Origin of the sequence: Flavobacterium sp. CBA20B-1 (assembly GCF_028473145.1) — a bacterium.
Classification (GTDB): Bacteria; Bacteroidota; Bacteroidia; order Flavobacteriales; family Flavobacteriaceae; genus Flavobacterium.
Genome location: NZ_CP092370.1, coordinates 1,032,238 through 1,055,954, shown reverse-complemented (window position 1 = coordinate 1,055,954; position 23,717 = coordinate 1,032,238). Strand labels below are relative to the sequence as shown.

22 protein-coding genes are annotated in these 23,717 nt (G+C 35.1%); 8 read left to right on the top strand and 14 right to left on the bottom strand.

Annotated elements, in window-relative coordinates:
• Positions 1-46: 46 nt before the first annotated feature.
• The 3 genes from MG290_RS05300 (at position 47) to MG290_RS05290 (ending at position 3,393) form a co-directional block, all read left to right on the top strand.
• Positions 47-1,273, top strand: a complete 1,227-nt coding sequence (locus MG290_RS05300) for a Glu/Leu/Phe/Val dehydrogenase dimerization domain-containing protein (RefSeq protein WP_264562828.1) — start codon at positions 47-49, stop codon at positions 1,271-1,273.
• A gap of 123 nt (positions 1,274-1,396) precedes the next feature.
• Positions 1,397-2,272 carry an energy transducer TonB gene (locus MG290_RS05295; RefSeq protein ID WP_264562827.1) on the top strand — a complete coding sequence of 292 codons (876 nt, stop codon included), beginning with the start codon at positions 1,397-1,399 and terminating at the stop codon, positions 2,270-2,272.
• A gap of 416 nt (positions 2,273-2,688) precedes the next feature.
• Entirely contained in the window at positions 2,689-3,393 is a 705-nt protein-coding gene (locus tag MG290_RS05290; RefSeq protein ID WP_264562826.1) for a hypothetical protein, read from the top strand.
• A 107-nt stretch (positions 3,394-3,500) separates the two neighbouring features.
• On the opposite strand, the gene MG290_RS05285 is transcribed toward MG290_RS05290, so the two are convergent.
• Positions 3,501-4,109 (bottom strand): IMPACT family protein, encoded by a 609-nt coding sequence (locus MG290_RS05285; RefSeq protein ID WP_264562825.1) that lies wholly within the window; start codon positions 4,107-4,109, stop codon positions 3,501-3,503.
• Positions 4,102-5,151, bottom strand: coding sequence for a bifunctional diaminohydroxyphosphoribosylaminopyrimidine deaminase/5-amino-6-(5-phosphoribosylamino)uracil reductase RibD (gene ribD / locus MG290_RS05280; RefSeq protein WP_264562824.1), 1,050 nt, complete (start codon positions 5,149-5,151; stop codon positions 4,102-4,104). Before ribD ends, MG290_RS05285 begins: the two co-directional genes overlap by 8 nt.
• A gap of 29 nt (positions 5,152-5,180) precedes the next feature.
• Between ribD and prmC the strand changes: the two genes are divergently transcribed.
• Entirely contained in the window at positions 5,181-6,023 is an 843-nt protein-coding gene (gene prmC / locus MG290_RS05275) for a peptide chain release factor N(5)-glutamine methyltransferase (RefSeq protein WP_264562823.1), read from the top strand.
• A gap of 77 nt (positions 6,024-6,100) precedes the next feature.
• Entirely contained in the window at positions 6,101-7,474 is a 1,374-nt protein-coding gene (hisS, locus tag MG290_RS05270) for a histidine--tRNA ligase (RefSeq protein WP_264562822.1), read from the top strand.
• A 141-nt stretch (positions 7,475-7,615) separates the two neighbouring features.
• On the opposite strand, the gene MG290_RS05265 is transcribed toward hisS, so the two are convergent.
• The 7 genes from MG290_RS05265 to recF form a co-directional block, all read right to left on the bottom strand.
• Positions 7,616-8,062, bottom strand: coding sequence for a carboxymuconolactone decarboxylase family protein (locus MG290_RS05265; protein ID WP_264562821.1), 447 nt, complete (start codon positions 8,060-8,062; stop codon positions 7,616-7,618).
• Between the two features lie 63 nt (positions 8,063-8,125).
• Entirely contained in the window at positions 8,126-8,701 is a 576-nt protein-coding gene (locus MG290_RS05260) for a Crp/Fnr family transcriptional regulator (protein WP_264562820.1), read from the bottom strand.
• A 2-nt stretch (positions 8,702-8,703) separates the two neighbouring features.
• Positions 8,704-9,252, bottom strand: coding sequence for a dihydrofolate reductase family protein (locus MG290_RS05255; protein WP_264562819.1), 549 nt, complete (start codon positions 9,250-9,252; stop codon positions 8,704-8,706).
• A gap of 61 nt (positions 9,253-9,313) precedes the next feature.
• The gene (locus MG290_RS05250; RefSeq protein WP_264563181.1) at positions 9,314-9,832 is read right to left on the bottom strand and encodes an RNA polymerase sigma factor; all 519 of its coding nucleotides are present in this window, start codon (positions 9,830-9,832) and stop codon (positions 9,314-9,316) included.
• Positions 9,833-9,884: 52 nt separating this feature from the next.
• A complete protein-coding gene (locus MG290_RS05245; RefSeq protein WP_264562818.1) occupies positions 9,885-10,979 on the bottom strand; it encodes a glycosyltransferase in 1,095 nt (364 codons plus the stop codon).
• A gap of 59 nt (positions 10,980-11,038) precedes the next feature.
• Positions 11,039-12,049, bottom strand: coding sequence for a UDP-N-acetylmuramate dehydrogenase (gene murB / locus MG290_RS05240; protein WP_264562817.1), 1,011 nt, complete (start codon positions 12,047-12,049; stop codon positions 11,039-11,041).
• A gap of 39 nt (positions 12,050-12,088) precedes the next feature.
• The gene (gene recF / locus MG290_RS05235; RefSeq protein WP_264562816.1) at positions 12,089-13,174 is read right to left on the bottom strand and encodes a DNA replication/repair protein RecF; all 1,086 of its coding nucleotides are present in this window, start codon (positions 13,172-13,174) and stop codon (positions 12,089-12,091) included.
• 116 nt (positions 13,175-13,290) lie between these two features.
• Here recF and MG290_RS05230 point away from each other — a divergent pair, with 116 nt between their 5' ends.
• On the top strand, positions 13,291-14,064 hold the full coding sequence (locus MG290_RS05230; RefSeq protein ID WP_264562815.1) for a tetratricopeptide repeat protein: 774 nt from the start codon (positions 13,291-13,293) through the stop codon (positions 14,062-14,064).
• Between the two features lie 2 nt (positions 14,065-14,066).
• Positions 14,067-14,555: a 6,7-dimethyl-8-ribityllumazine synthase gene (gene ribH / locus MG290_RS05225; protein ID WP_264562814.1), complete on the top strand. Its 489-nt coding sequence runs from the start codon at positions 14,067-14,069 to the stop codon at positions 14,553-14,555.
• 342 nt (positions 14,556-14,897) lie between these two features.
• Here the strand turns inward: ribH and MG290_RS05220 are convergent, their stop codons facing one another.
• Together MG290_RS05220 and MG290_RS05215 are read right to left on the bottom strand one after the other, a co-directional pair.
• Entirely contained in the window at positions 14,898-16,007 is a 1,110-nt protein-coding gene (locus tag MG290_RS05220; RefSeq protein ID WP_264562813.1) for an endonuclease, read from the bottom strand.
• Between the two features lie 8 nt (positions 16,008-16,015).
• Positions 16,016-17,230, bottom strand: a complete 1,215-nt coding sequence (locus MG290_RS05215) for an RsmB/NOP family class I SAM-dependent RNA methyltransferase (RefSeq protein ID WP_264562812.1) — start codon at positions 17,228-17,230, stop codon at positions 16,016-16,018.
• A 103-nt stretch (positions 17,231-17,333) separates the two neighbouring features.
• On the opposite strand from MG290_RS05215, the gene MG290_RS05210 reads away from it, so the two are divergent.
• A complete protein-coding gene (locus tag MG290_RS05210; protein ID WP_264562811.1) occupies positions 17,334-17,990 on the top strand; it encodes an HAD family hydrolase in 657 nt (218 codons plus the stop codon).
• Between the two features lie 62 nt (positions 17,991-18,052).
• Here the strand turns inward: MG290_RS05210 and MG290_RS05205 are convergent, their stop codons facing one another.
• The 3 genes from MG290_RS05205 to MG290_RS05195 all read right to left on the bottom strand — a co-directional run bounded on the left by MG290_RS05205 (position 18,053) and on the right by MG290_RS05195 (position 23,715).
• Positions 18,053-21,229, bottom strand: a complete 3,177-nt coding sequence (locus MG290_RS05205) for an efflux RND transporter permease subunit (protein WP_264562810.1) — start codon at positions 21,227-21,229, stop codon at positions 18,053-18,055.
• A gap of 74 nt (positions 21,230-21,303) precedes the next feature.
• Complete coding sequence (locus MG290_RS05200) at positions 21,304-22,362, bottom strand: efflux RND transporter periplasmic adaptor subunit (protein ID WP_264562809.1); 1,059 nt, start codon at positions 22,360-22,362, stop codon at positions 21,304-21,306.
• A gap of 18 nt (positions 22,363-22,380) precedes the next feature.
• Positions 22,381-23,715: a TolC family protein gene (locus tag MG290_RS05195; RefSeq protein ID WP_264562808.1), complete on the bottom strand. Its 1,335-nt coding sequence runs from the start codon at positions 23,713-23,715 to the stop codon at positions 22,381-22,383.
• Positions 23,716-23,717: the final 2 nt, after the last annotated feature.

Genomic DNA, 23,717 nt, shown 5'->3' with positions numbered 1-23,717 from the left:
TTGTAATGAATTATATTTGTAGAGAAAATAAAAAGTAATCAATATAATGAAGGATTTATTAAAGAAATTCGAAGATAAAAAACCAGAAGTAGTTTTTCATTGGTCTGATGCCGAAACCGAAGCAGAAGGATGGACAGTAATTAATTCATTGCGCGGTGGTGCTGCCGGTGGTGGTACACGCATGCGTAAAGGTTTAGATATGAACGAGGTTTTGTCTTTAGCAAAAACTATGGAAGTAAAATTTACTGTTGCCGGTCCGGCTATCGGTGGTGCAAAATCGGGTATTAATTTCGATCCTGCAGATCCACGTAAAGAAGGCGTTTTAAAACGTTGGTACAAAGCGGTTTTTCCTTTGTTGAAAAATTATTACGGAACAGGTGGCGATTTGAATGTAGATGAAATTCACGAAGTAATCCCAATGACGGAAGATTGCGGTTTGTGGCATCCGCAAGAAGGTGTTTTTAACGGGCATTTTAAACCCACAGAAGCTGAAAAAATCAATAGAATTGGGCAATTGCGCCATGGTGTTTTAATGGAAGTGGTAGATACAAATTACACTCCAGATGCATCGAAAAAAATAAAAGTAGCCGATTTAATTACTGGTTATGGTGTTGCAGAAGCTGTAAATCATTACTATAATATTTACGGTGGAAATGTGGCCGGAAAAAGAGTAATTGTTCAAGGTTTTGGAAATGTAGGTGCAGCAGCTGCTTACTATTTTGCACAAATGGGTGCAAAAGTTGTAGGTATCATTGACCGCGATGGCGGAATTATGAATCCGGAAGGCTATTCGTTTGAAGAAATAAAAACCTTATTCTTAAACAAAAACGGAAATACTTTGATAGCAGACAACATGATTCCTTTTTCTGAAATTAATGAAAAAATCTGGAGTATGGGTGCTGAAGTATTTGCGCCTTGTGCAGCATCGCGTTTAATTACAAAAGAACAAGTTGATGCAATGATCAATACTGGATTAGAAGTGATTACATGCGGAGCCAACGTACCATTTGCAGATAAAGAAATTTTCTTTGGACCAATTATGGAATATGTTGATTCAAAAATTAGTTTAATTCCAGATTTTATTTCAAACTGCGGAATGGCACGCGTTTTTGCATATTTCATGGAAAGCAGAGTTGAAATGAACGATACAAAGGTTTTCGAAGACACATCAAACATCATTAAAAAGGCTTTAGAAAAAGCACATGCGTTGAATCCATCTACAACCGGAATATCAGCAGCAGCTTTTGAAACCGCTTTAAAACAATTGGTATAAGCAACGAAAAAAATAATTTATAAGGAAGCAAGTAGCAATACTTGCTTTTTTTATGCATAAATGTTTAAAAATAAAAACAATATAATGTATATTTACCTGAAATTTTAGCTTTTAAAAGTAATTATGATGCATTTTACCTCAGAGGAAAAAAAATCAATGGTATTCACAACCGCAGTTGCTGGTATTTTACTGTTGATTTTACTATTCATTCGGTTTGCCGATTCTGTTGCTATACCTGAATTAGCTGGTGGTGGCGGTGGCGGAGTTGAAATAAACTTTGGTGATAGCGAATTGGGTATGGGACCTGATTTTACTAGTGAAATTTTAAATGTAAACGATGCTAATAAAAAATCGGCAGCGGCTCGCGAACCTGAAGTTGAAGAAGAAATTTTAGCTCAAGAAAACACAAAAGACGTGCGCGATTTTACCGTTACAAAAAAAACAACTACCAAAGAAAAAACCAAAACAACAACTACTCCCACAAAAGAACAACCTAAAAAACGAGAGGTGTCTGACTTTGTTAAAAATGCAGCTTCAAGTTTAAACGGGAACAAATCGGGTGGAGATGGTAATGATGGCGTTGCAGGAAACAAAGGAAAAAGAGATGGGTCGTTAAATTCTAATAACTACTATGGCGATGGCGGTTCTGGCGGCGGAACAGGCGGTGGTCACGGAACAGGAAACGGAACGGGAGTAGGAGCAGGTTCGGGAAGCGGAACAGGCGGCGGACACGGCTATTCCTTATCAGGCAGAAAAGCAACCTCAAGACCTGCCCCACAAAACAATTGCAACGAAGCAGGAACAATCGTTGTCCGCGTTACGGTTGACAGAAATGGAAATGTAATCAGTGCATTGCCCGGAGTAAAAGGATCTACAAACAGTTCAAGCTGTTTAAAAAATATAGCAAAAGATGCTGCAATGCGTACCAAATGGGAACCTAAATCATCTGCCCCCGACAATCAGATAGGGAGCATTGTTTATAATTTTAAATTGAGGTAGTTTTTTTAATACAAACACCGATTACCAAAACAAATAGATAATTTAATTTGTAATGATAGCTTTAAAATCTTTGAATTATCCTTAGGCTATATAAATTAATAGCCAAATACGGATAGTGAACGGGGTTTAAAATAATAGTTCGTGCTGTAAATTTGTTACATAACTTTTTACAGACCCATTAAATAGCCACTTATTATTTTCTTTATCAATTCTTTTTGAAGCAATTATCAATAAAAATTTTACAAAGCTATCAACTGCAAGTAAATGAAAATGTACTCTTGTTTAATTCAACTTTTTGAATTATATTTAAGAGGCTAGAATATATGAATTAAATTCGTTTTCTTAACTTGACTTTAAATTTTTCAAAGCTAAAGTTTTTAAGATTGCTATTACACATTTCCTAAAAATAAATAAGTATGAAAAAAATAATTTTAATTCTGTTTCTCTTTGTGTCGGCAGTGACTTTTGCACAAGTTCCTGTTAAAGTGAAAGCACGTTTGTACAAGCCTACACAGAAAAGTGTTATTGCTATTCAGTTGAATAACGAACCAATTGTGCAGATGGGCGAAAATGTATATCAAACCTTTCAATTAAAACAAAATGATCGCTTAACATTTTATATCAACAAAAATTTGGTTGAAACTATTGAAATATCTCAAAAAATTATTGATAGGCAGTCGCTCAACATTTTATTAACCGAAACTACGGTTTTGGATGAAGTGGAAATTGAATACACCAATATGAATAATAAATTAGGACTTGGAACTTCTAAACAACTTACAAAGGCGGAACGAAACGTGAAAATTGACCGACAAATAACTTACAACGACAAAAGTTCGGCTACGGGAAATATTAAAATGGACGGTTTTGTAAATAAGCTTACGGGGAGAGCAAAAACGAATAAGAAAGCATTATCGGTTGAGCGTGAAATTCAGTCAATGGAACGGTTTTTAAAAGTTTATTCACCTGATTTTTTATATGAAAATTATAGCCTTCCAAAAAATAAAGCTCCTTACTTTGCGCTGCACATGATGGATTTTATGAATGAAAGTACCCGATTAGATTCAGATGGATTTAGAATGTTGGTAGAGGAACAGTTGCTGAATTTTAAATACGATTAGTATTATATAATGTAAGGGTTTCGTCAGTTCGAGCTTGTCGAGAACTTCTCGATACGCTTCACTTCGTTGTGCTACACGAAGTGACGTTATCTATTTATACATAACTCTTAATCTTCTTTTTCGATGATTGATACTTCAAAAATTTGATGAAAAGCATTAAAAATTTCTTCTTTCTGAGTGAGTCTGCACGAAATTTCAATCAAGCAATCCAATTCTAAAGCCTGATTTACAACATTCAGGTTTTTTTCTTTAATAACACGCATTACTTTGTTCATGTTTTTATAATCAAACCGAATAAAAAAGTGCGTATTTATTGTTTTTTCTACAATTTCAGCAACTTCTAAAGCCATTTGTGCTCCGGTTTTGTAAGCTGTAATTAAACCGCCCACACCTAATTTCACACCACCAAAATACCGAACCACAACTACTAGCACGTTGGTAACATCAAACGATTGTATTTGTCCGTAAATAGGCATTCCCGCACTGTTGTTGGGTTCGCCATCGTCATTGGCTCGATAACTTTTTGTTTTAGTACCAATTTGGTAAGCGTAACACCAATGTCTTGCCGTGTAATGTTGTTTTTTAAGTTGATCTAAAATTTCCTTAACCTCATTTTCTGACTGAACAGGAAAAGCATAACCGAAAAACTTGCTGTTTTTTTCTTTAAACAACACTTCGTCGCTTGGTTTTTCTATTGTTTTGTAAGTATCAGTCATTATTTTGGTTTTTGTAATACGTTAAGATATTGTTTTGGATTTTTTGTTGAGATACTGCAACAGTATTATTTAATTCAACCGCTTTTATGCCATCTTTTAAAATTACATCGCTTTTAAAAACTCGGGCTTCGTCCCACAATTCTGCATCAATAAACTGTTGTAAAGTGTGCGATCCGCCTTCAATAATGATTGATTGAATATTTTCTTCCACACAAATTCTATTGACTTCGGCAGGTAAATCAGTAAAATCAATTTTTTTATAAATGATTTGATCAACTGGTTTCAAAGGAAATTCCGCACACAAACAAATCGTTTTACTTGCTGAATTTGTAATTGCAAACGAAGTATCGATTTTATGATTCGCATCAATGTAAATTCTAACAGGATTTTTTCCAACAAAATCTCGCGTTGTTAATGATGGATTATCGTCTAAAACCGTTTTTGTTCCCACCAAAATAGCCATTTCTTCACTTCGCCATTTGTGCGTTAGTTGCCGAGAATAATTGTTCGAAATCCAAACGGGTTTTTGTCCGTTTTTTTCAGTCGGAGCAATAAATCCATCTGCCGATGCTGCCCATTTCAAAATAATGTAAGGTCTTTTTTTCTGAATAAACGTAAAAAAACGTTGGTTACTGGCGATACATTCCTTTTCTAAAACGCCAACAATAACTTGTACACCGGCATTTTTCAGTTTTTCGATGCCTTTACCGGCAACTTCGGTATATGGATCTACACACCCAATCACCACATTTGGAATTTGCATTTTCACGATCAAATCAGCACAAGGCGGCGTTTTTCCGTAATGACTACAAGGTTCTAGCGTCACATAAAGAGTGCTTTCTTTTAACAGCTCTTTGTTTTTAACCGAATTTATTGCGTTTACTTCGGCATGAGATCCGCCAAAAGCACTCGTTGAACCTTCGCCAATAATTGTATCTTTGTGAACAATTACCGCACCAACCGACGGATTGGGCATGGCGGCGGACAAACCTTTTTGTGCAATAAACAAAGCGCGGTACATAAATTGTTCGTGTGTGTGCATGGCAATTTTTTTTACAAAATTAAGAAAAGATGACAGTAAACGATTATAAAAAACGATTTCTAAACCAACTTCCTGCTTTTTATGACGAAACAGAGCGATTGAATTTGTTTTACATGACTATGGAATTTGTGTTGAATTATAACAAAGCCGATGTGGTTTTAAATGGAAATGAATCGGTTTTGATTGAAAATCAGCAAAAAATAGACGAAGTTTTTAATCGTTTGCAAGATAACGAGCCCATACAATACATTACGCAGCAAGCCAATTTTTTTGGATTCGATTTTAAGGTTTCGCCCGCAACATTGATTCCTCGTCCAGAAACCGAAGAATTGGTGGATTGGGTTTTAACCGAAATGAAAAAACAACCGCAGAAAAACTGGCGTGTGTTGGATATTGGCACCGGAACGGGCTGTATTCCGATTACTATTAAAAAGGAATTTCCGTTGGCTGAGGTTTTTGCAATAGATATTTCGGTTGAAGCTTTAAAAATTGCGCAGCAAAATGCAATCAATCTAAAGGCGAACGTTACTTTTATTCAACAAGATATTTTGCAAACAGAACAATTGGATGCTTATGATATCATTATATCCAATCCGCCGTATATTCGCAACTTGGAAAAAGCAGAAATAAACGAAAACGTTTTGCAACACGAACCGCATTTGGCATTGTTTGTAGATGATAACGATCCGTTGGTTTTTTATCGAAAAATTAGCCAATTGGCATACAAAAGTTTAACTGAAAACGGAATGTTGTTTTTTGAAATCAATCAGTATTTAGGAAATGAAATGCTAGAAATGGTTTCGGCATATTTTAAAACCATTGAACTAAAAAAAGATTTTATTCAGAACGACCGAATGATGAAAGCTTATTAGTTTATATTCAGACTTTACGACTTTAGTCTTTTAAACTTTAGACTTTTCAGTTTATATTTGCATAAATAAAAATTAAAATGGCACAAAAACCAAGTATTCCAAAAGGAACAAGAGATTTTTCTCCGATCGAAGTAGCAAAGCGTCAATACATCATGTCGGTTATAAAAAAGCATTTTGAACGCAGCGGTTTTCAACCAATAGAAACGCCTTCGTTTGAAAATTCTGAGACTTTAATGGGGAAATACGGGGAAGAAGGCGACCGTTTAATTTTTAAGATTTTAAATTCGGGCGATTTTTTAGCGAAAACAAATGAGGAATTTCTTCACACAAAAAACAGCTTAAAAATAACCTCCCAAATATCCGAAAAAGCGTTGCGTTATGATTTAACCGTTCCGTTTGCACGTTTCGTGGTGCAACACCAAAATGAGTTGGAGTTTCCTTTTAAACGCTATCAAATTCAGCCGGTTTGGCGTGCCGATCGTCCGCAAAAGGGGCGTTACCGTGAGTTTTATCAGTGCGATGCCGATGTGGTTGGATCTACATCATTGTGGCAAGAAGTGGAGTTAGTTCAATTATACGATGCTGTTTTTAGTGATTTAAGAGTTGAAGGTGTCACTATTAAAATCAACAATAGAAAAATATTGTCGGGCATTGCTGAAGTTATTGGCGCAAGCGACAAGTTGATTGATTTCACCGTGGCTTTGGATAAATTGGATAAAATTGGTGAAGACGGCGTGAAAGCAGAAATGCTGGCAAAAGGAATTTCAGAAGAAGCGTTGGTTAAAGTACAGCCGTTATTCAATTTTAATGGATCGTTAACGGAAAAATTGAAGCAATTACGCGAATTATTGTCATCATCTGTTGAAGGAACTAAAGGTGTTGACGAGTTGACGTTTATCTGCGAAACCGTGGAAGAATTAGGTTTAAAATCGGCTACATTGAATTTAGATGTTACGTTGGCGCGCGGATTGAATTATTACACCGGAGCTATTTTTGAAGTAGCTGCACCAGAAAACGTGAAGTTGGGCTCAATAGGAGGCGGTGGTCGTTATGATGATTTAACAGGAATTTTTGGTTTGAAAAACATGAGCGGTGTTGGTATTTCGTTTGGATTGGATAGAATTTATCTGGTTATTGAAGAATTAAATGTTTTTCCAGAGACGGTTTCAAACGTGACCGATGTGTTGTTCTTGAATTTTGGCGATAACGAAGCTAAATACTGCTTAAAAGTGATTCGTGGTTTGCGCGAAGCAGGAATCAATGCGGAATTGTATCCTGATAAAACCAAAATGGCAAAACAGTTTCAGTTTGCCGAGAAAAAAGGAATTAAATACGCCGTGATTGTGGGCGAAACCGAAATGCAGCAAAATATTTTTGGTTTGAAAAACTTAAATTCCAGTGAACAACAAAATGTTAGTTTAGAGGAATTAAAACAAGTTTTATTGAAATAGAACATTATTTAAAATGAGATTCCGAATCAAATTCGGAATCTCATTTTTATTTTTCAAACAGTATGAGAAGCTGACTCGAGCTTGCGACAGAGCGAAGTTAAACAAGTTCAGCTTAATCAAAGTTAATACATCCAATTGTTATTAAAACTCACCAACCTGTAAATGCGTACTCACTGCAATTCGGTTCCATGCGTTAATGGTTATAATTACCATGATAATTTCTGCAATCTGATTTTCGCTAAAGAATTTTGAAGCGTTTACATAAGCTTCTTCGCTTAAACCATTTTGACTGATCATGGTGATTTCTTCGGTCATTACCAAAACCGCTTGTTCTTCTTCAGTAAAAAACGATTTCGCTTCTTTCCATGCACTCAATAAAAAAATACGTTGGTTGGTTTCGCCGTTTTTCAGTGCATCTTTTGTGTGCATATCAATACAATAAGCACAATTGTTTATCTGCGATGTTCGAATTTTAATTAATTCTTTTAATGATTTTGAAATTTCTACGTTAGCAAGATACATTTCTAATCCCATCATTGCTTTATAAGCCTGTGGTGCTACTTTGCTGATGTTAATACGTTTTGTCATGATTTCTTAATTTTTATCTGATACAAATTTGAGAAACACTTCGCTGCAAAAACTTAAACTGGTTTAAGAAAGATTTTTCTTGCGGATTTCGCTTAAATATTCGGGAGTAAAACCTAAAAACGATGCAATAAGATATTGTGGAACACGTTGAACGAACTCGGGATGCTTCTTTACAAGCTGAAAGTAAAATTCATCTTTAGCAAGCGAAAAAATGTACTTTATACGCATTTGTGCAGCCGCATAAGCACGTTGATATACAAACCGAAAGTAACGTTCCAATTGTGGAAACTGACTTAAAAGTAATTCCTGATTTTTTTGAGTGATGATTAAAAGTTCTGTTTTTTCAACTGCCTGAATGTAAAATTCGGTTTGTGATTGATGTTCGTAAGCCATGTTGTCTGTCATCCACCAGTTTTCAATGGCAAATTCGGTAGTTTGTTCAGATCCTTTTTCGTTGATGTAAAATTTGCGTAAAATTCCCTTCAAAACAAAAAAATGTTCTTTGCAGATTTGTCCTTCTTCCAAAAGATTTTCCTTTTTACGTACGGTTCGCAATTCAAAAAAAGAAATTATTTCCGAGAATTCAACATTGGTTACAGAAACAAATTTATCTAAATGCGCTTTGAATAATTCAACCATATTTAGTCTTTTAAAGGTTCGTAGATCAATTGCACAACGCCCGATTTAAACGAGTTGGTTTGGATAAGTTTTAAATTCAATCGGTTTGTAAGATTTTCAAATAAGGGTTTGCCTGTTCCCAATGCAATGGGATGAACCGAAATTCTGTAAACATCAATCAGATTTAATTGGATAAAAGTTTGAATAAGACTTGCACCACCGTAAAGCCAAATGTTTTTTCCCGATTGATTTTTAATTTCGGCAACTTTATCGGCAATGTCAGAATTTATAAAAGTAGCATGTTCATCATTTCTGATTTCGCCTGAAAAAACATATTTCTTTTTAGAATGAATATTTTGCCAAAAGGCTTTTTCAGAAACATCCGCTTTATTGTCAGGTTGATAATTTCCCCATGAATCATAACTTACTCTGCCATAAAAAATAGTATCAATATTAGAAAGAAACCCATCGAAATCCATATCATCATCCATGATACACCAATCAATTTCTCCGTTTGATCCTTCAATATAACCGTCTAAACTAACCGCTAAATCTAAAATTATTTTTCTCATTTTTGTTGATTTAATAGTTCAAAAATAGTTCAATAAAAGGTCAAATAGTGTCGTTTTAAAATTACTCGTTTTGTTTTTTAATCAATTCGGTCAACAATTTTTTGGCACGCAAAATCTTAATTTTTACATTGTTTAAAGGCTCGTTGATTATTTCGGCAATTTCGTTGTAAGTACGTTCCTGAAAATAGCGTAACTGAATAATCTGTTGATAATGCGGTTTCAATTGTTTGATACAATGCTTTAAAGTAGCCAAATTTTGTTCGTAAATCAATTGGTCTTCCAAAGAATCATCATCTTCTAAAATATCAAACAAAAGCGCTTCTTCTTCATTCAAATTAATAAACTGATTGGATTTTCGCTTTCGTATTAAATCGATATGTACATTTTTGGCAATTGTGATTAGCCATGTATTAAACTGAAATTCAGGTTTATACGAAGTGATTTTATCAAACGCTTTGGCAAAAGTTTCAATGGTAATGTCTTCGGCGTCGGTTTCATTTTCTGTTCTTTTCAGTATAAAATGATATACTTCTGTCCAATAAATATCAAGCAAAGTGGTGAAAGCTTTTTGGCTTCCCATTTTTGCATTTTCGATCAATATTTCGGTTTCTTGTTTGGGTTTCAATGCCAATTTACGAATTAGATTTACGGAATAAATTACCTAAAAACAATTGAATTTGTATAAAGATATAAAACATATCGAACAAAGGAAAGTAAAATGCCAAATCGGTATATTTTAATTTTTTAGCTGCTTTTGCAAAAATAACCCATAAAATAACCATGCGCAGCAATACAATTCCCAGTGTAATATACCAAAAACTTAGTGTGGCAAAGGAAACCAAAGCTGTGGCAACAAATAAAAATTGCAACAAGTTGAAAAGCTTTATTTTAAAAGAAGTACTGCCTTTGAAAGATGTTAAAAGTTTAATTTGTTGATTTTTAAAAATATTGAATTCTTTTCGGTTCATGGGTGCCACAGCAATCATTGCTTCGGGATGTTCGCACATGATGGTGTTTTTAGAAGTGGCTGCATCGTTTACCAAATGTTCGTTCATGAACAGTGGTTTTTGCATGTGCGAAATAAAACCGTTTACGCGGTAAAAATCTTCTTTTTTAAAGGCGATTTGTTGCAGATTTAAACTATAAGGCGCACTTATTTTGGTATGGGCAGCCGCTTGTAGATGTTGCATGGTATGAAAAAAACGGAACCATTTGTTGAACAATCCTTTCTTTTTAATATAAGAAAAAGTTCCTAATACCATGGTTTTGTTCAATGTGAAATGCGAGGTTAACTGCACCAACCAGTTGTTTGAATGTATTTTTTTATCGGCATCAATACACACTAAATATTCATATTTACTGGCTTTTATGCCCAATGTAGTGGCGTATTTTTTGTTGCCCCAGAAGGCTTCATTGTTCAAAACATCAACCACCCGAATATTTGGATACATTAAGGCATATTCTTTCATCAAGTGCAAGGTGTCATCGGTAGAAGCATTGTTTACCAGAACCAATTCAAATTGATGGTAGTTTTGATTGAGGAGCACGGGCAATAAATTCCGCAATTCTTCCGCGTGGTTTTTAGCATATACAATTACCGAAATAGGTATGCGCTTTGCATTATTTTCATGTGGTTTAGAAAAAACCGAACCTGAAAAAATCCCTAAATAGTAGATTAGTAAAAAAATAAATAAACCTGCTAAAATATAAAGTAATGTTAATGCCATAGGATGTTTTAAATAGCTGCAAAAATACTTTAAATGTGAACTTCCTACAAGTTTAAAAATTAAATAATATTCACTTCTGGACTGATTTCAATACCAAATTTTTCTAAAACAGTTGCTTGCACGTATTTAGCCAGATTAATCAATTCTTCACCCGTTGCATTGCCGTAATTCACCAAAACCAAAGCTTGTTTCGCATGTACGCCTGCATCGCCTTTGCGGTAGCCTTTTAAACCGGCTTGTTCAATAAGCCAGCCTGCCGGCACTTTTACTTGCAAATCATTTACTGGATAATGCGGAATATCTGGATTTTTTTCAACTAAAGATTGATACATACTTTTGCCAATAATCGGATTTTTAAAGAAACTGCCACTATTGCCTATTTCTTTTGGGTCGGGTAATTTTGATTGACGAATGGCAATTACTGCATTGCTCACATCTTTAATGGTTGGGTTTGATACGTTCATAAGCTCCAATTCCTGTTGAATGGCTCCGTATGAGGTATGCAGTATGTGTGGTGCTTTTTTTAGTTTAAAAGTAACCGATGTAATAATGTATTGGTCTTTCAGTTTGTTTTTAAAAACGCTTTCACGGTATCCAAATTCGCAATCGGTAGCAGAAAAAGTTGCTGTTTCCAAAGTTTCCAGATTCAAAGCAGTTAAGCTGTGAAAAGTATCTTTAATTTCCACGCCATATGCACCAATGTTTTGAATAGGAGAGGAGCCTACTTTTCCGGGAATGAGCGATAAATTTTCCAATCCGCCTAAGTTTTCAGCAAGTGTGTGCAGTACAAATTCGTGCCAAATTTCGCCTGCTTGTGCTTCTATCCAAACAAAATCTGCATCTTCGTTCACCACTTTTATTCCTTTATTATTAATGTTTAAAACCAAAGCATCCACATTTTTGGTGAGCAACATATTGCTGCCTCCACTTAAAATAAATAAAGGCAGTTTGTTGTTGTTTTCGCGAATAACTTGTTTTAGTTGATCTACCGATGTAATGTTAACAAACGCAGAGGCTTGGACATCGATACCAAAGGTGTTGTATGTTTTTAAAGATTGATGGAACTGCATAACTGAAAATTTATACAAATAAACGAAAGGCTTTTTGTTTTAAGAAGATATTTTAAAAATTTCGTAATCTAAATTGGTCGATTTTACAATAAGTTCCGTTCGATCTTCATGCGTATCGGTAATAAACAACTGACCAAAGGTGGCATTGTTTACCATTTCAATGATTTGTTGCACGCGATCGGCATCTAATTTATCAAAAATATCATCGAACAATAAAATTGGCAGTACACCGCTTTGCTTTTTTATGAAATCAAATTGCGCTAGTTTTAATGCAATTAATAAAGACTTTTGCTGACCTTGCGAGCCGTATTTTTTAATGGGATGACCGTTTATTTCAAACAGTAAATCGTCTTTATGAATTCCTACCGATGTGTATTGCAACACCCGATCTTTCTGTAAAAAATCATCGAAAAGCGCTATCAAAGGTTTTTCGTGTAACTGACTTTCGTACTTAATTTTTACCGATTCACTGTTTCCAGTAATCTGTTGGTGGTATTTTTGAAAAATAGGATTAAACTCTTCAATAAATTCACTTCGTTTCTTGTGAATTTCCGTTCCTAGATCATGCAGTTGTTCGTTGTAAATAGTCAAGGTATCCGTTTCAAAAACGCGGTTTAAAGCAAAATATTTCAATAATGCGTTGCGTTGCGAAACAATTTTTTGGTATTGAATCAATTGTTGTAAATACGGACTGTTTTGTTGTGAAATCACCAAATCAATGAATTTCCTGCGGGTTTCGCTGCCTTCCGAAATCAAGTCTTGGTCACTGGGTGAAATCATCACCATTGGAATCAATCCCACATGATCGGCAAATTTTTCATAGATTTTTCCGTTGCGTTTCAATACCTTTTTCTGACCTTTTTTTAAACTACAAACAATTTGTTCCTGCTTGTCGTTTTTCTTAAAAGTTCCTTCTACCACAAAAAAATCTTCATGGTGCTTAATATTTTGTAGCGCAATTGGGTTAAAATAGCTTTTTCCAAATGCCAAATAATAAATAGCATCGAGCAAGTTGGTTTTTCCCTGACCATTTTTTCCCACGAAACAATTGATTTTCTTGGTAAATTGAAGGGTTTTTTCAGAAATATTTTTAAAATTAAGAATATGTATATGCTCTAAATTCACAAAAGCAGTTTTAGTTATTGAATGAAAATGCAAATTTCTGAAAAATATCTCACAAATAGACTTTTAAATTTAGATAAAAATCCTATTTTTGCCCAGATTAAAATTCTTACGAAATTATGGCAACATATAATAAAAGAGGTTATAAACCAGAAAAACCAAAGGCTGAGAAAGAAGAAAATGTGCACGAAGCAGTGTTGAATGATACCAGTGATACGGCAGAGGTTTTTAATTCGTTAGATTCAACAGCTAATAAAGTAGGTTCTTGGTTTACACTAAACCAATCAAAAATACTTTATGCAATTGGTGGATTGGCATTGCTTGCGGTAGGATATTTGGGTTACCAAAATTTTATTATGGAACCAAAAGAAGAAGAAGCAGCCAATGAAATGTTCCAAGCACAACAGTTTTATGAGCAAGCATTGAATGGCCAATCGGCAGATTCATTGTTCAATTTAGCTTTGAATGGCGGTGAAGGAAAAATGGGCTTTTTAAACATTGCAGAAACATACAGCGGAACCAATGCAGCTAACTTAGCACATTATTATGCGGGTACGGCTTATTTGAATATGGGTAAAAATAAAGAAGCAATTGCGCATTTAGAGCAATTCAATTCGAAAGATATGTTTTTAAAAGCAATGTCGTTAGGAGCAATTGGCGACGCATTTGCCGATTTAAACCAACCACAAGACGCTTTTGATTTCTACAAAAAAGCATCAGAACATACAACAAACGATTTTACAACGCCACGTTACGCTTACAAAGCAGGTTTAATGGCTATTGAATTAGGTAAAAAAGACGAAGCTTTGAAATTGTTTACAAACATTAAAGACAATTACAAAAGCTCTGTTGAAGCTGCAAATATTGATGTTTATTTAGGAATGGCACAATAATTATGGCAACAGCAAATAAAAATCTTTCAGAATACAACAAAGCCGATTTAATTGATGCAACAGAGTTGAAAATTGGTTTGGTGGTTTCAGAATGGAACGATAAAATAACCAACGGTTTGTTTCAAGGTGCGTATGATGTATTGATTGATTGTGGTGCAAAACCCGAAAATATTGTGCGCTGGAACGTTCCGGGAAGTTTTGAATTGATTTTTGGAAGCAAAAAAATGCACCAGCTAGAAGAATTTGATGCCATTATTGCCATTGGTTGCGTGATACAAGGCGAAACAAAACATTTTGACTTTGTTTGTGAAGGCGTAACACAAGGTATTAAAGATTTAAATTTAATCTACGATGTGCCAACGATTTTCTGTGTACTAACAGATAATAATGAGCAACAATCTATCGACAGAAGCGGAGGAATCCACGGAAACAAAGGGACAGAAGCTGCAGTAGCTGCTTTAAAAATGATTGCCCTTAATAACAATATTTAATCCGAGTTTTTTACTCGGATTTTTTTTGTAGTAGGTATTTTAAGAAATAATATACTTTTGTTAGTAGAATTAGCTCAACATGAATTTTTAGATCAATTTGAGTTAAAACTAACTCTGTAAGAACGTTATATGACTTTAATAGAAAGATTTTGTTTATTTGTAACATAATTATGCAGTTTTTAAGCTAATAATAGCAAGTGTAATCACACAATTTTACAAATGCAATTTTGAAAATCATTTTATTGCCAAACATATTTTATTTAAACAAACATCCCCCAAAAAGCATTTAGCTATTTGGGGGATGTTTATTTAAGAAAAGTTTTTTTGAGTAAATATCAATATCTATTTTACAATAACTTTTTTGTCGGTGATGTTTTTTCCGGCTTTTAATTTAATGATATACGTTCCCGATTTTATATAGTTGATAGTAAAAACTTCATCGTGAAATTGTGGATTGGAGAATTTCTTAATAAGCTTACCTTCTAAACTGTAAATAGTAATCGTATCAATTTTTTCTTTTGTAGAGATATAAATGGTATTTTTAGGTGCTGGATTTGGGTACACGTTAAATTCAACCAATTCTGCTTGAGGGTTACTTAATAAATTAGGAAACCAAACAGCAGTTACATATTGTGGATTATCTATATACGGATTTCTATTTCCTTGCTCGCTATAAATAAAATCGTTTAAGTTTGTTTCGCGCATGCTCACCGGATCTTGCAAATGCCATTGATATAACATGTCTAAAAAGTTATTACTAAACACTTTATTAGTAGATCCGTCAAACATAGCACGTATTTCAGCATTTGGGTGGTCAGTATAAAAATCATCCATAAAGTCCTCATATCGAGTAGCAAAATAAAAGTAAGCACGTGCAATATCTCCCTTGAATTCGTCAATTGGCTCCACAACCGTTCCTGAATAACCTGTTACAGCACTTGTGCCTCGTTTTGTTCCATTTAGTGAGGTATAACTTGTAGAACCAACTTTTCCAAAAGGTAAGTTTCCACGTTCTCCATTAACTTTTCCATCGGTTGGCCAAACGTGAAAAGCGTCGGTTCTCATCGGGCTGTTTTGATCGAAATATGATTGTGGAATTAAGTGTTCGCGATTGTAACAATCGCCTTCGCTTTTGTAATTTCCACATTGATCCATAATAACGGTGTAAGTATAAGGGTCAGTAGCAACGGGTTTTTCAGAATAAATATCTAAAATGGTATTGTCGTTCTCATAATATTTATCGCGAAAGCCATTTTTAATATCGCTATCACTGTATAAATCCCATAAGCCACCGTAAGTTAAATCAATATGATTTGCAGAAATAATTGTTTTTAATTGCGATTTTAAAGCGTATCCTGTTCCAGTAGCACTATTGTAATAATTTGCTGGTGCCTGCGCAAAAATTGTAAATGAACAACAAACAGTTACAATAAATGAGGTAATTTTTTTCATATTTTTAATTATTTAACACGTTCCATTAAACACATATAGAAACCATCAAAACCAGTTTGCGATGCCAATACTTTTTCATCTTTAATAAATTTAAAGTTCTGACCAAATTCGGTTTTTAGAAAATGGTTTATTTGTTTTTCATTTTCAGAAGGAAGAATAGAACAAGTGGCATAAACCAATTTTCCGCCCACTTTTACCATTTTACTGTAATTTTCTAAAACTTCTTGCTGTGTTTTTTTAATATTTTCGATAAATTCTGGTTGCAATTTCCATTTGCTATCTGGGTTGCGTTTTAAAACGCCCAAGCCCGAACAAGGGGCATCAATCAGTACACGGTCTGCTTTATCGTGTAATTTTTTTATTACTTTGGTTGAATCTATAATACGATATTCCACATTAAAAACACCGTTTCGCTTGGCACGAATTTTTAACTGCTTTTGTTTGCTTTCGTATAAATCCATAGCAATGATTTGCCCTTTATTTTCCATTTTAGCAGCAATGTGCAGTGTTTTTCCACCCGCACCCGCACAGGTATCAACCACTCGCATTCCTGGTTGCACATCTAGGAAAGGAACCACTTTTTGCGAAGATGCATCCTGCACCTCAAAAAATCCTTCCTTAAAAAGCGGTGTCATAAAAACATTTGCACGTTCTTTTAAAATTAAAGCATCGGGATATTTATCGTTAAATTCCGTTTCAATATCCAAATCCATTAATTGTGCACGGAGTTTTTGCTTATTGGTTTTTAAGGTATTCACTCGTAAAACCACATGCGCTTGTTGGTTTTGTGCGGCTAGTTCTTTAGTCCAAACTTCTTCGCCCAATTCTTTAACACCCAATTCATCCATCCAATCAGGAATCGATTCACGGTATTTTCTGATTTTAGAAAGCTCATCGAATTTTCCTTTTATTCTTCGAACCGGTGTATTTTCAAAATATTTCCAATCAGGTAATGTAATCCCACGTAAAACTGCCCAAACAGCAAAAGTGCGCCAAATATCATCACGGGTAAAAGGTTCTTTTACCTCGGCAATTTCTGTGTATAATCTTTTCCAACGAACAATTTCGTATATGGTTTCAGCAACAAACTTGCGGTCTTTTGCACCCCAACGAGGATCTCTTTTCAAAGCTTTTGCTACTTCTTTATCGGCATATTCACCATCGTTAAATATGCTTAAAAGTGAATCAATTACAGCAAAAACCAAATTTCTATGTAAACGCATTTTTTTATTTGAAAAATAAGCCTACAAAGTTACAATTTATATGTTGGTTCTGAAATAATTTTTTTACATAAGCTTTGCGTAAATTTGCATAAATATTTATTATATGGTTAAAACCGTTATTTTTGATATGGACGGGGTGATTGTTGATACAGAACCTGTGCATAAATATGCTTACTTTAAGCATTTTGAAGAGTTAGGAATTGATGTTTCTGAAGAATTATATGCTACTTTTACGGGGAATTCTACACGAAATGTTTTTCAAAAATTGAAAGATCAATTTGGCTTGGATCAGGAAGTGGAAGATTTAATACAACGCAAACGTTCACTTTTTAATGATGCGTTTGATACAAAGCCCGATTTGGAACTAATTGCCGGAGTTGAAAACTTAATCAAAGATTTGCACGCAAGTGATGTGGAGCTGATTTTGGCTTCATCGGCTTCTAAAAGTACGATTAGCCGAGTTTTTAATCGATTTAACTTGAACGATTATTTTTCTCATAAAGTGAGTGGGGAAGATTTTGTGAAATCAAAACCCGACCCTACTATTTTTATACATGCAGCGTCTTTATCTAAAAATAAAAAAGAAGAATGTATTGTTATAGAAGACAGTACAAATGGTGTAAAAGCGGCTTGCGCTGCCGGAATTTATTGTTTGGGATACAACAGTGAAAACTCAAAACTTCAAAATTTAGAAGGTGCCAGTATTTTAGTCGATGATTTTTTTAAAGTTAATGCTGATTTTATAAAGAGTTTGAAATAAAAAAAAAAGCCGGCTCAAAATTTAATTCTGAGCCGGCTTTTTCTATATAATTAACAAACTAACTAGCTTTGTTTTTCGCCAAATTCGTCCACATAATTTTCATTTGCTTCATAATCTGCTTCCATTAATTCAGCGTAATCTGTTTTCGGACCTCTTCTTAATCTTCTTCCGATTCCATCAAAAATAGCATACACCACCGGTACAATAATTAAGGTAAGGAATAAAGACGAAATCAATCCACCAATAATTACAATAGCCAAACCTCGGTTAAAATCAGACCCGTCGCCTTGTGCCAATGCAATCGGCATCATACCAATAACCATTGCAATCGTTGTCATAAGAATAGGACGGAAGCGGGCATGATTTGCTGCCACTAAAGCATCATAAGTACTGTAGCCCAATTCTTTTTTATGGTTAGCAAAATCTACCAACATAATAGCGTTTTTCGCCACCAAACCAATCAACATGATAATACCTAAAATGGTAAAGATGTTTAGGGTTTCGTTGGTTAGCGCTAAGAATAATAAAGCACCAATAAAAGAAAGTGGGATAGAGAATAAGATGATAAATGGTTTAGAGAAACTATCATACAAAATCACCATAACTGCATATACCAATAAAATCGAAGCTAATAAAGCGATACCTAATGTACCAAAACCTTCGTCTTGGTTTTCTTTGTTACCACCCCATTTGAAAGCAACCCCTGGTTTCAATTTCAATTTAGAAAATTGTTCTTCCCATTCTGTTGCTATATCACCTTCCGATTTACCAACAACTTGCGCTTGAACAGATACTGCTGGCGATTTATCGCGACGTTCTAATAATGTGGGACCAGATCCATAGCTGATATCTGCAAATTGTTCCAACTGAATGGTTTGTCCTTGTTGATTAATGAATTTTAAGCTTTTTACATCTTCCATAGTACCGCGACCTATTTCATCGTATCGAATGTTAATGTCATATTCGGTGTCACCTGCACGGTATTTGGTATCGGTATTTCCGGCAAAAGCAGTCTGCATGGTCATACCCACTGTGGCTACGTTTAAGCCTAAAGCATTCATTTTATCGCGATCTAATTTCACCACAACTTCAGGGTTTCCGTCTTCAGAAGTTAAACGTACTTCGTTTGAACCTGGGATTTTTCGTAATAAGTCGGCTGCTTTTTCAGCATATTCTAATGCATCTTTTTGGTTCGATGCAATTACGGTAAGCATTAACGGCGCTTGTTCGGCACCCATGATGCCCACTTCAACGGTTTTCACTTTTACACCAACCAATTCACGCTCCATTTCTCGTTTTAATTTGGCAGCATAAACCTTTGTTGGTTCTTTTTTCTTGTGACCGTCTTGCAGATAAATTTGTATTTCCGATTTATATTTGGTACCAGAAGTTGTCATCATACCGTCTGAAGCTTGCCCAACGGTAGTAATCATTTTTTCTATTTCTGGTTTTTTAGAAAGATACGCCTCTGCTTTTTGGGTAAGTAAATTGGTTTGCTCGATTGATGCATCTTTTGGTAATTCAAACTGTAAAAACAATTCTTCTTTATCGTTTCCAGGGAAGAAACTTCCACCGATGTATCCTGTAAAAAGAAGTAATATTGATCCTACAAAAAGAGCCAAAGTTATTAGCAAAGTAATTAATTTATTGAACCAATGTTTTAACGACCATTCCAAAATACCTGATATTCCGTTGGTTAATTTGGTTAATCCGGCTTCAAATCCGTGCAAAATTCTACCAAAAAGCGAATTTTTGCTGATGTGTGATAATTTTCCGAAACGAGAATACAACCACGGCACAACGGTAAACGAAACCAACAACGACAATAAGGTGGCGATAACTACTGTAACACAAAATTGACGTAAAATATCGGATACTAAACCGCTACTCATCGCAATTGGTAGGAATACAACCACAATAACCAACGTGATGGCTGTAACCGTGAATCCGATTTCTTTAGTACCATCAAATGCTGCGCGTACTTTGTTTTTTCCCATTTCCATGTGGCGGTGAATGTTTTCGATAACCACAATGGCATCATCCACCAAAATACCTACCACTAACGACAATCCTAAGAGCGACATTAAGTTTAAAGTATATCCAAATAATTTTAAACCAATAAACGTTGCAATTAACGACAGCGGAATGGCGAATGTTGCAATAGCGGCATCGCGCAAACTGTGTAAGAAAAACAACATGATAAAAGCTACCAATGCTACTGCAATTCCTAAATCGAGCATTACGTGGTCTGCTGCACTAATGGTATAATCCGTAGAATCGGAAGCAATTAATATGTTAACATTTTGTTCTTTATAATCGGTTTGAACAGTTTCAATAGTTTTCTTTACCAAATCAGATACTTCCACAGCATTTGCATCAGATTGTTTGTAAACCTGCATTAAAATGGTGTTGGTTTGATTGATACGTGCAATTTTTTCCACATCTTTAATACCATCTTGCACATCGGCAATGTCGCTTAAGCGAATCATGGTTCCGGTTGGCGTGGTGAGCGGTAAATTGCGCATTTGTTCTAATGAAGTGAACTTACCAGACAAACGAATGGTGGTTTGATTATTGCGCGTTTTGATATTTCCGGTTGGGAAATCCATGTTCGATGCCGCCAAAATTTGCTGCACTTGACTAATAGTTAACCCATAACCTGCCAGTTTTTCTGGATTGATGCTTACTTGTATTTCTCGTTCTTCACCACCAACCAAATCTACTTTTGCCACACCGGTTGTACGTGCAAAAACCGGTTGAATTTTTTGGTCTAATAAATCATACAATTCTTTTTCGGTGAGGTTTGATGTCACCGAAAGGTTCATAATGGGAACATCGTCTAACGAGAATTTGCTCAAAGCTGGTGTTTCAGCATCATCGGGCAAATCGTTTACCACCGCATTAATTTTTCTTTGTGCATCGGTAAGCAAAAAGTTTACGTCGGCACCAGTGTTTAGGGTAATCATCACCACCGAAACACTTTCCATTGATTTTGATTCAATTTTCTTTACATTTTCAAGCGAAGAAACCGCATCTTCTATCACTTTGGTAACCGATGTTTCAACTTCAGACGGAGCTGCACCTGGATAAATGGTTTGAACGGTGATTACATTCACGTCGAATTTCGGGATCAACTCATAACCTAAACTTAAGTAGGAGCCAATTCCACCCAAAAGTAATAACATGAACATCACGATGATTACACTGGGTCTTTTTATTGATATTTCAGATATTTTCATTGATATTTTTGCTTTTTAGGCGATAAGCTTTGGGCAATAAGCAAGGTACTTATAGCAGACAGCTTACAGCTCATTTATTTAATGACTTTTACGGCCGTTCCGTCGGCTAAATTTATTTGTCCGGATGTGATTACTTGTGTGCCTTTTTCAATTCCTGATACCACTTCGATAGATTCACCGAAAGTTCTTCCGGCAACAACTGTGGTTAAAACGGCTTTTCCGTCTTTGTAAACAAATACTTTATTAGAACTCACAGAACCCACAAAAGCATTTCTAGGTATAATTAACACATTGGCCATTTGGCTGTTTCCAAAATAGGCATTCCCATACATACCCGCTTTTAAATCGTTGGCAGCATTGTTTTGAATCTCTAATTCTACCGGGAAATTTAAGCTGGCATCTGCCTTTGGAGCAATGAATGTAATTTTCCCTGTGAATTCTTTATCTGCCACAACTGGCGATTCCACTTTATAGCTTTGACCTAATTTTAAAGAGGCAATATTTTTTTCATCTACATTTACTTTTAATTTTAAGGTAGATACATTTACGATTTCAAACAATTCTACGCCCGGATTGGCATAAAAACCTGGCTCTACGCTTTTTTTGTTTACAATACCAGAAAAGGATGCTTTAATGTTTACATCGCCTGCATTAAGTTGTGCGCTTTGCAAATTGTTTTTAGCGTTTACCAATTGCAGTTTCATTTGGTCTAACTGTTGTTTGGTAACACCGCCTGTTGCATAAGCACTTTCAAAGCGTGCAACTTCTGCTTTTGCATTGTTGTAAACCGCTTGTGCATTGCTAAGGTTTACGTTTTGTTGGTCTGCTTTAATAACCGCTAATGTTTGTCCGGCACTAACGCGAGATCCTTCAGAAACCAAAACGCGTGTTACTCTGCCCGGTACTTCGGTAGAAATTTTTACTTCTTGTTTAGGAACAAAAACGCCGTTTGCAATGTATTCACCGTTTACTTCTTTAAAATCGGCTGTTTCAACACGTACTGTTACCGCATTATTTTTTTCTGCAACAACAGCGGTTTGTGCTTCGTTTGATTCTTTGTGATTATTTAAAACGTACATAATTCCTGCTAAAGCGGCAATTATTATTACTCCTGTTATAATGACTTTTTTCATGTTTAAATGCAATTAGTTTTATTCTTCTGTTAATGATTTTAATGCTCCTTTTGCTTTAATTAGTTGAATTTCGGCAACCTTATAATCTAGTAAAGCGTTGGTGTGATTGTTTTGTGCATCGGCATATTGCGTTTCTGCGTCTAACAAATCGGTTAAAGTTGCCAATCCAAATTTGTAGTTGTTTTCTATATTGTCTAAAACTTCTTTAGCCAAATTCACATTTTCTTTTTGAATGTTGAGTGTGATTAAAGAATTGTTTAACTGTGTTATTGCGTTTTTTAAAGACATATCCAGTCCTAAACGAACATCGCGCTTGTCTGCTTCTAAACGATCAAGGGCAACCTGTGCTTGTTTTACTTTTGCTTTTACAGATCCACCATTAAAAATAGGAATGTTTAAATTTAAACCAATCGATGAAAAGTTAGACCAAGCTGCATTTGGAAGCGTTTGAAACCAAGGTAGTTTTTCACCAAAACCTAAATAACCATAAGTAGCATTAATGCTTAAACTTGGATAGCCTTGTGCTTCAATTGCTTTTTTGTTTAGTGTTAATAATTCGGTTTGTTTTTCTAATAATTGAATTTCAGTTCTGTTTTCAATCGTTACAGATTCGTCCACCAAAGCGTGTTTTGTCACCTCGAAGGTGTTGTTTGGCAATTCAATATCCTGATTCATATCCATACCAATTAAGTATTTCAACGCATTTTCTTGCAATTGCAAGGCATTTACAAGTTGCTGGCGGGTTCCTTTTAAATTGTTCAAAGCAACCTCTGTGCGGTCTAAATCAATTTTTTTTGCCAAACCATTATCAAACAAACTTTTAATAACATCGCGCACGCGGGTAGTGTTGGCAATAGTTTTATCAATAGTTTTTATCTGCGAATCGGTTTTATATGCTTCGAAATAACTGTTGGCCACCTTTTCAATAACCTGTTCTTCGGTTAATTGCGCGTTTATTTTATAAAACTCTCTGGTAGTTTTTGCAGCTTTTAAACCCGTAAAAACGGCTTGGTTAAATAATTGCTGATTCAGAGATACTGCAGCATTTGTTTGCCAAGGCAATCCAAAAGGAATCATTACAATTCCATCGCCTTGCCCAAAAAATTCTCCTGGAACAGCACTTTTTTGAATAATGGCATTGTAGGTTAAGCCGCCGTTTGCACTAATCTGCGGTAAAGCACTTGCCCGAACTTCATCGATCTGGTATTCGCTGTTTTCCACGTCTAAACGGGCTTTCACGGCTTCGGCCTTATTTTGCAAAGCATAATTAACCGCATCTTTAAGCGTTAATTGTTCTTGTGCTTGGGCAAAGAAACCTAAAAACGCTAATAAAATCGAAACTTTATATTTCATTT

What these genes read in the sequence shown, in the direction of transcription:
- MG290_RS05300 (WP_264562828.1), top strand. Translation starts at nt 47, where the DNA reads ATGAAGGATTTATTAAAGAAATTCGAAGATAAAAAACCAGAAGTAGTT.
- MG290_RS05295 (WP_264562827.1), top strand. Translation starts at nt 1,397, where the DNA reads ATGATGCATTTTACCTCAGAGGAAAAAAAATCAATGGTATTCACAACC.
- MG290_RS05290 (WP_264562826.1), top strand. Translation starts at nt 2,689, where the DNA reads ATGAAAAAAATAATTTTAATTCTGTTTCTCTTTGTGTCGGCAGTGACT.
- MG290_RS05285 (WP_264562825.1), bottom strand. Translation starts at nt 4,109, where the DNA reads ATGACTGATACTTACAAAACAATAGAAAAACCAAGCGACGAAGTGTTG.
- ribD (WP_264562824.1), bottom strand. Translation starts at nt 5,151, where the DNA reads ATGCACACACACGAACAATTTATGTACCGCGCTTTGTTTATTGCACAA.
- prmC (WP_264562823.1), top strand. Translation starts at nt 5,181, where the DNA reads ATGACAGTAAACGATTATAAAAAACGATTTCTAAACCAACTTCCTGCT.
- hisS (WP_264562822.1), top strand. Translation starts at nt 6,101, where the DNA reads ATGGCACAAAAACCAAGTATTCCAAAAGGAACAAGAGATTTTTCTCCG.
- MG290_RS05265 (WP_264562821.1), bottom strand. Translation starts at nt 8,062, where the DNA reads ATGACAAAACGTATTAACATCAGCAAAGTAGCACCACAGGCTTATAAA.
- MG290_RS05260 (WP_264562820.1), bottom strand. Translation starts at nt 8,701, where the DNA reads ATGGTTGAATTATTCAAAGCGCATTTAGATAAATTTGTTTCTGTAACC.
- MG290_RS05255 (WP_264562819.1), bottom strand. Translation starts at nt 9,252, where the DNA reads ATGAGAAAAATAATTTTAGATTTAGCGGTTAGTTTAGACGGTTATATT.
- MG290_RS05250 (WP_264563181.1), bottom strand. Translation starts at nt 9,832, where the DNA reads ATGGGAAGCCAAAAAGCTTTCACCACTTTGCTTGATATTTATTGGACA.
- MG290_RS05245 (WP_264562818.1), bottom strand. Translation starts at nt 10,979, where the DNA reads ATGGCATTAACATTACTTTATATTTTAGCAGGTTTATTTATTTTTTTA.
- murB (WP_264562817.1), bottom strand. Translation starts at nt 12,049, where the DNA reads ATGCAGTTCCATCAATCTTTAAAAACATACAACACCTTTGGTATCGAT.
- MG290_RS05230 (WP_264562815.1), top strand. Translation starts at nt 13,291, where the DNA reads ATGGCAACATATAATAAAAGAGGTTATAAACCAGAAAAACCAAAGGCT.
- ribH (WP_264562814.1), top strand. Translation starts at nt 14,067, where the DNA reads ATGGCAACAGCAAATAAAAATCTTTCAGAATACAACAAAGCCGATTTA.
- MG290_RS05220 (WP_264562813.1), bottom strand. Translation starts at nt 16,007, where the DNA reads ATGAAAAAAATTACCTCATTTATTGTAACTGTTTGTTGTTCATTTACA.
- MG290_RS05215 (WP_264562812.1), bottom strand. Translation starts at nt 17,230, where the DNA reads ATGCGTTTACATAGAAATTTGGTTTTTGCTGTAATTGATTCACTTTTA.
- MG290_RS05210 (WP_264562811.1), top strand. Translation starts at nt 17,334, where the DNA reads ATGGTTAAAACCGTTATTTTTGATATGGACGGGGTGATTGTTGATACA.
- MG290_RS05205 (WP_264562810.1), bottom strand. Translation starts at nt 21,229, where the DNA reads ATGAAAATATCTGAAATATCAATAAAAAGACCCAGTGTAATCATCGTG.
- MG290_RS05200 (WP_264562809.1), bottom strand. Translation starts at nt 22,362, where the DNA reads ATGAAAAAAGTCATTATAACAGGAGTAATAATAATTGCCGCTTTAGCA.
- MG290_RS05195 (WP_264562808.1), bottom strand. Translation starts at nt 23,715, where the DNA reads ATGAAATATAAAGTTTCGATTTTATTAGCGTTTTTAGGTTTCTTTGCC.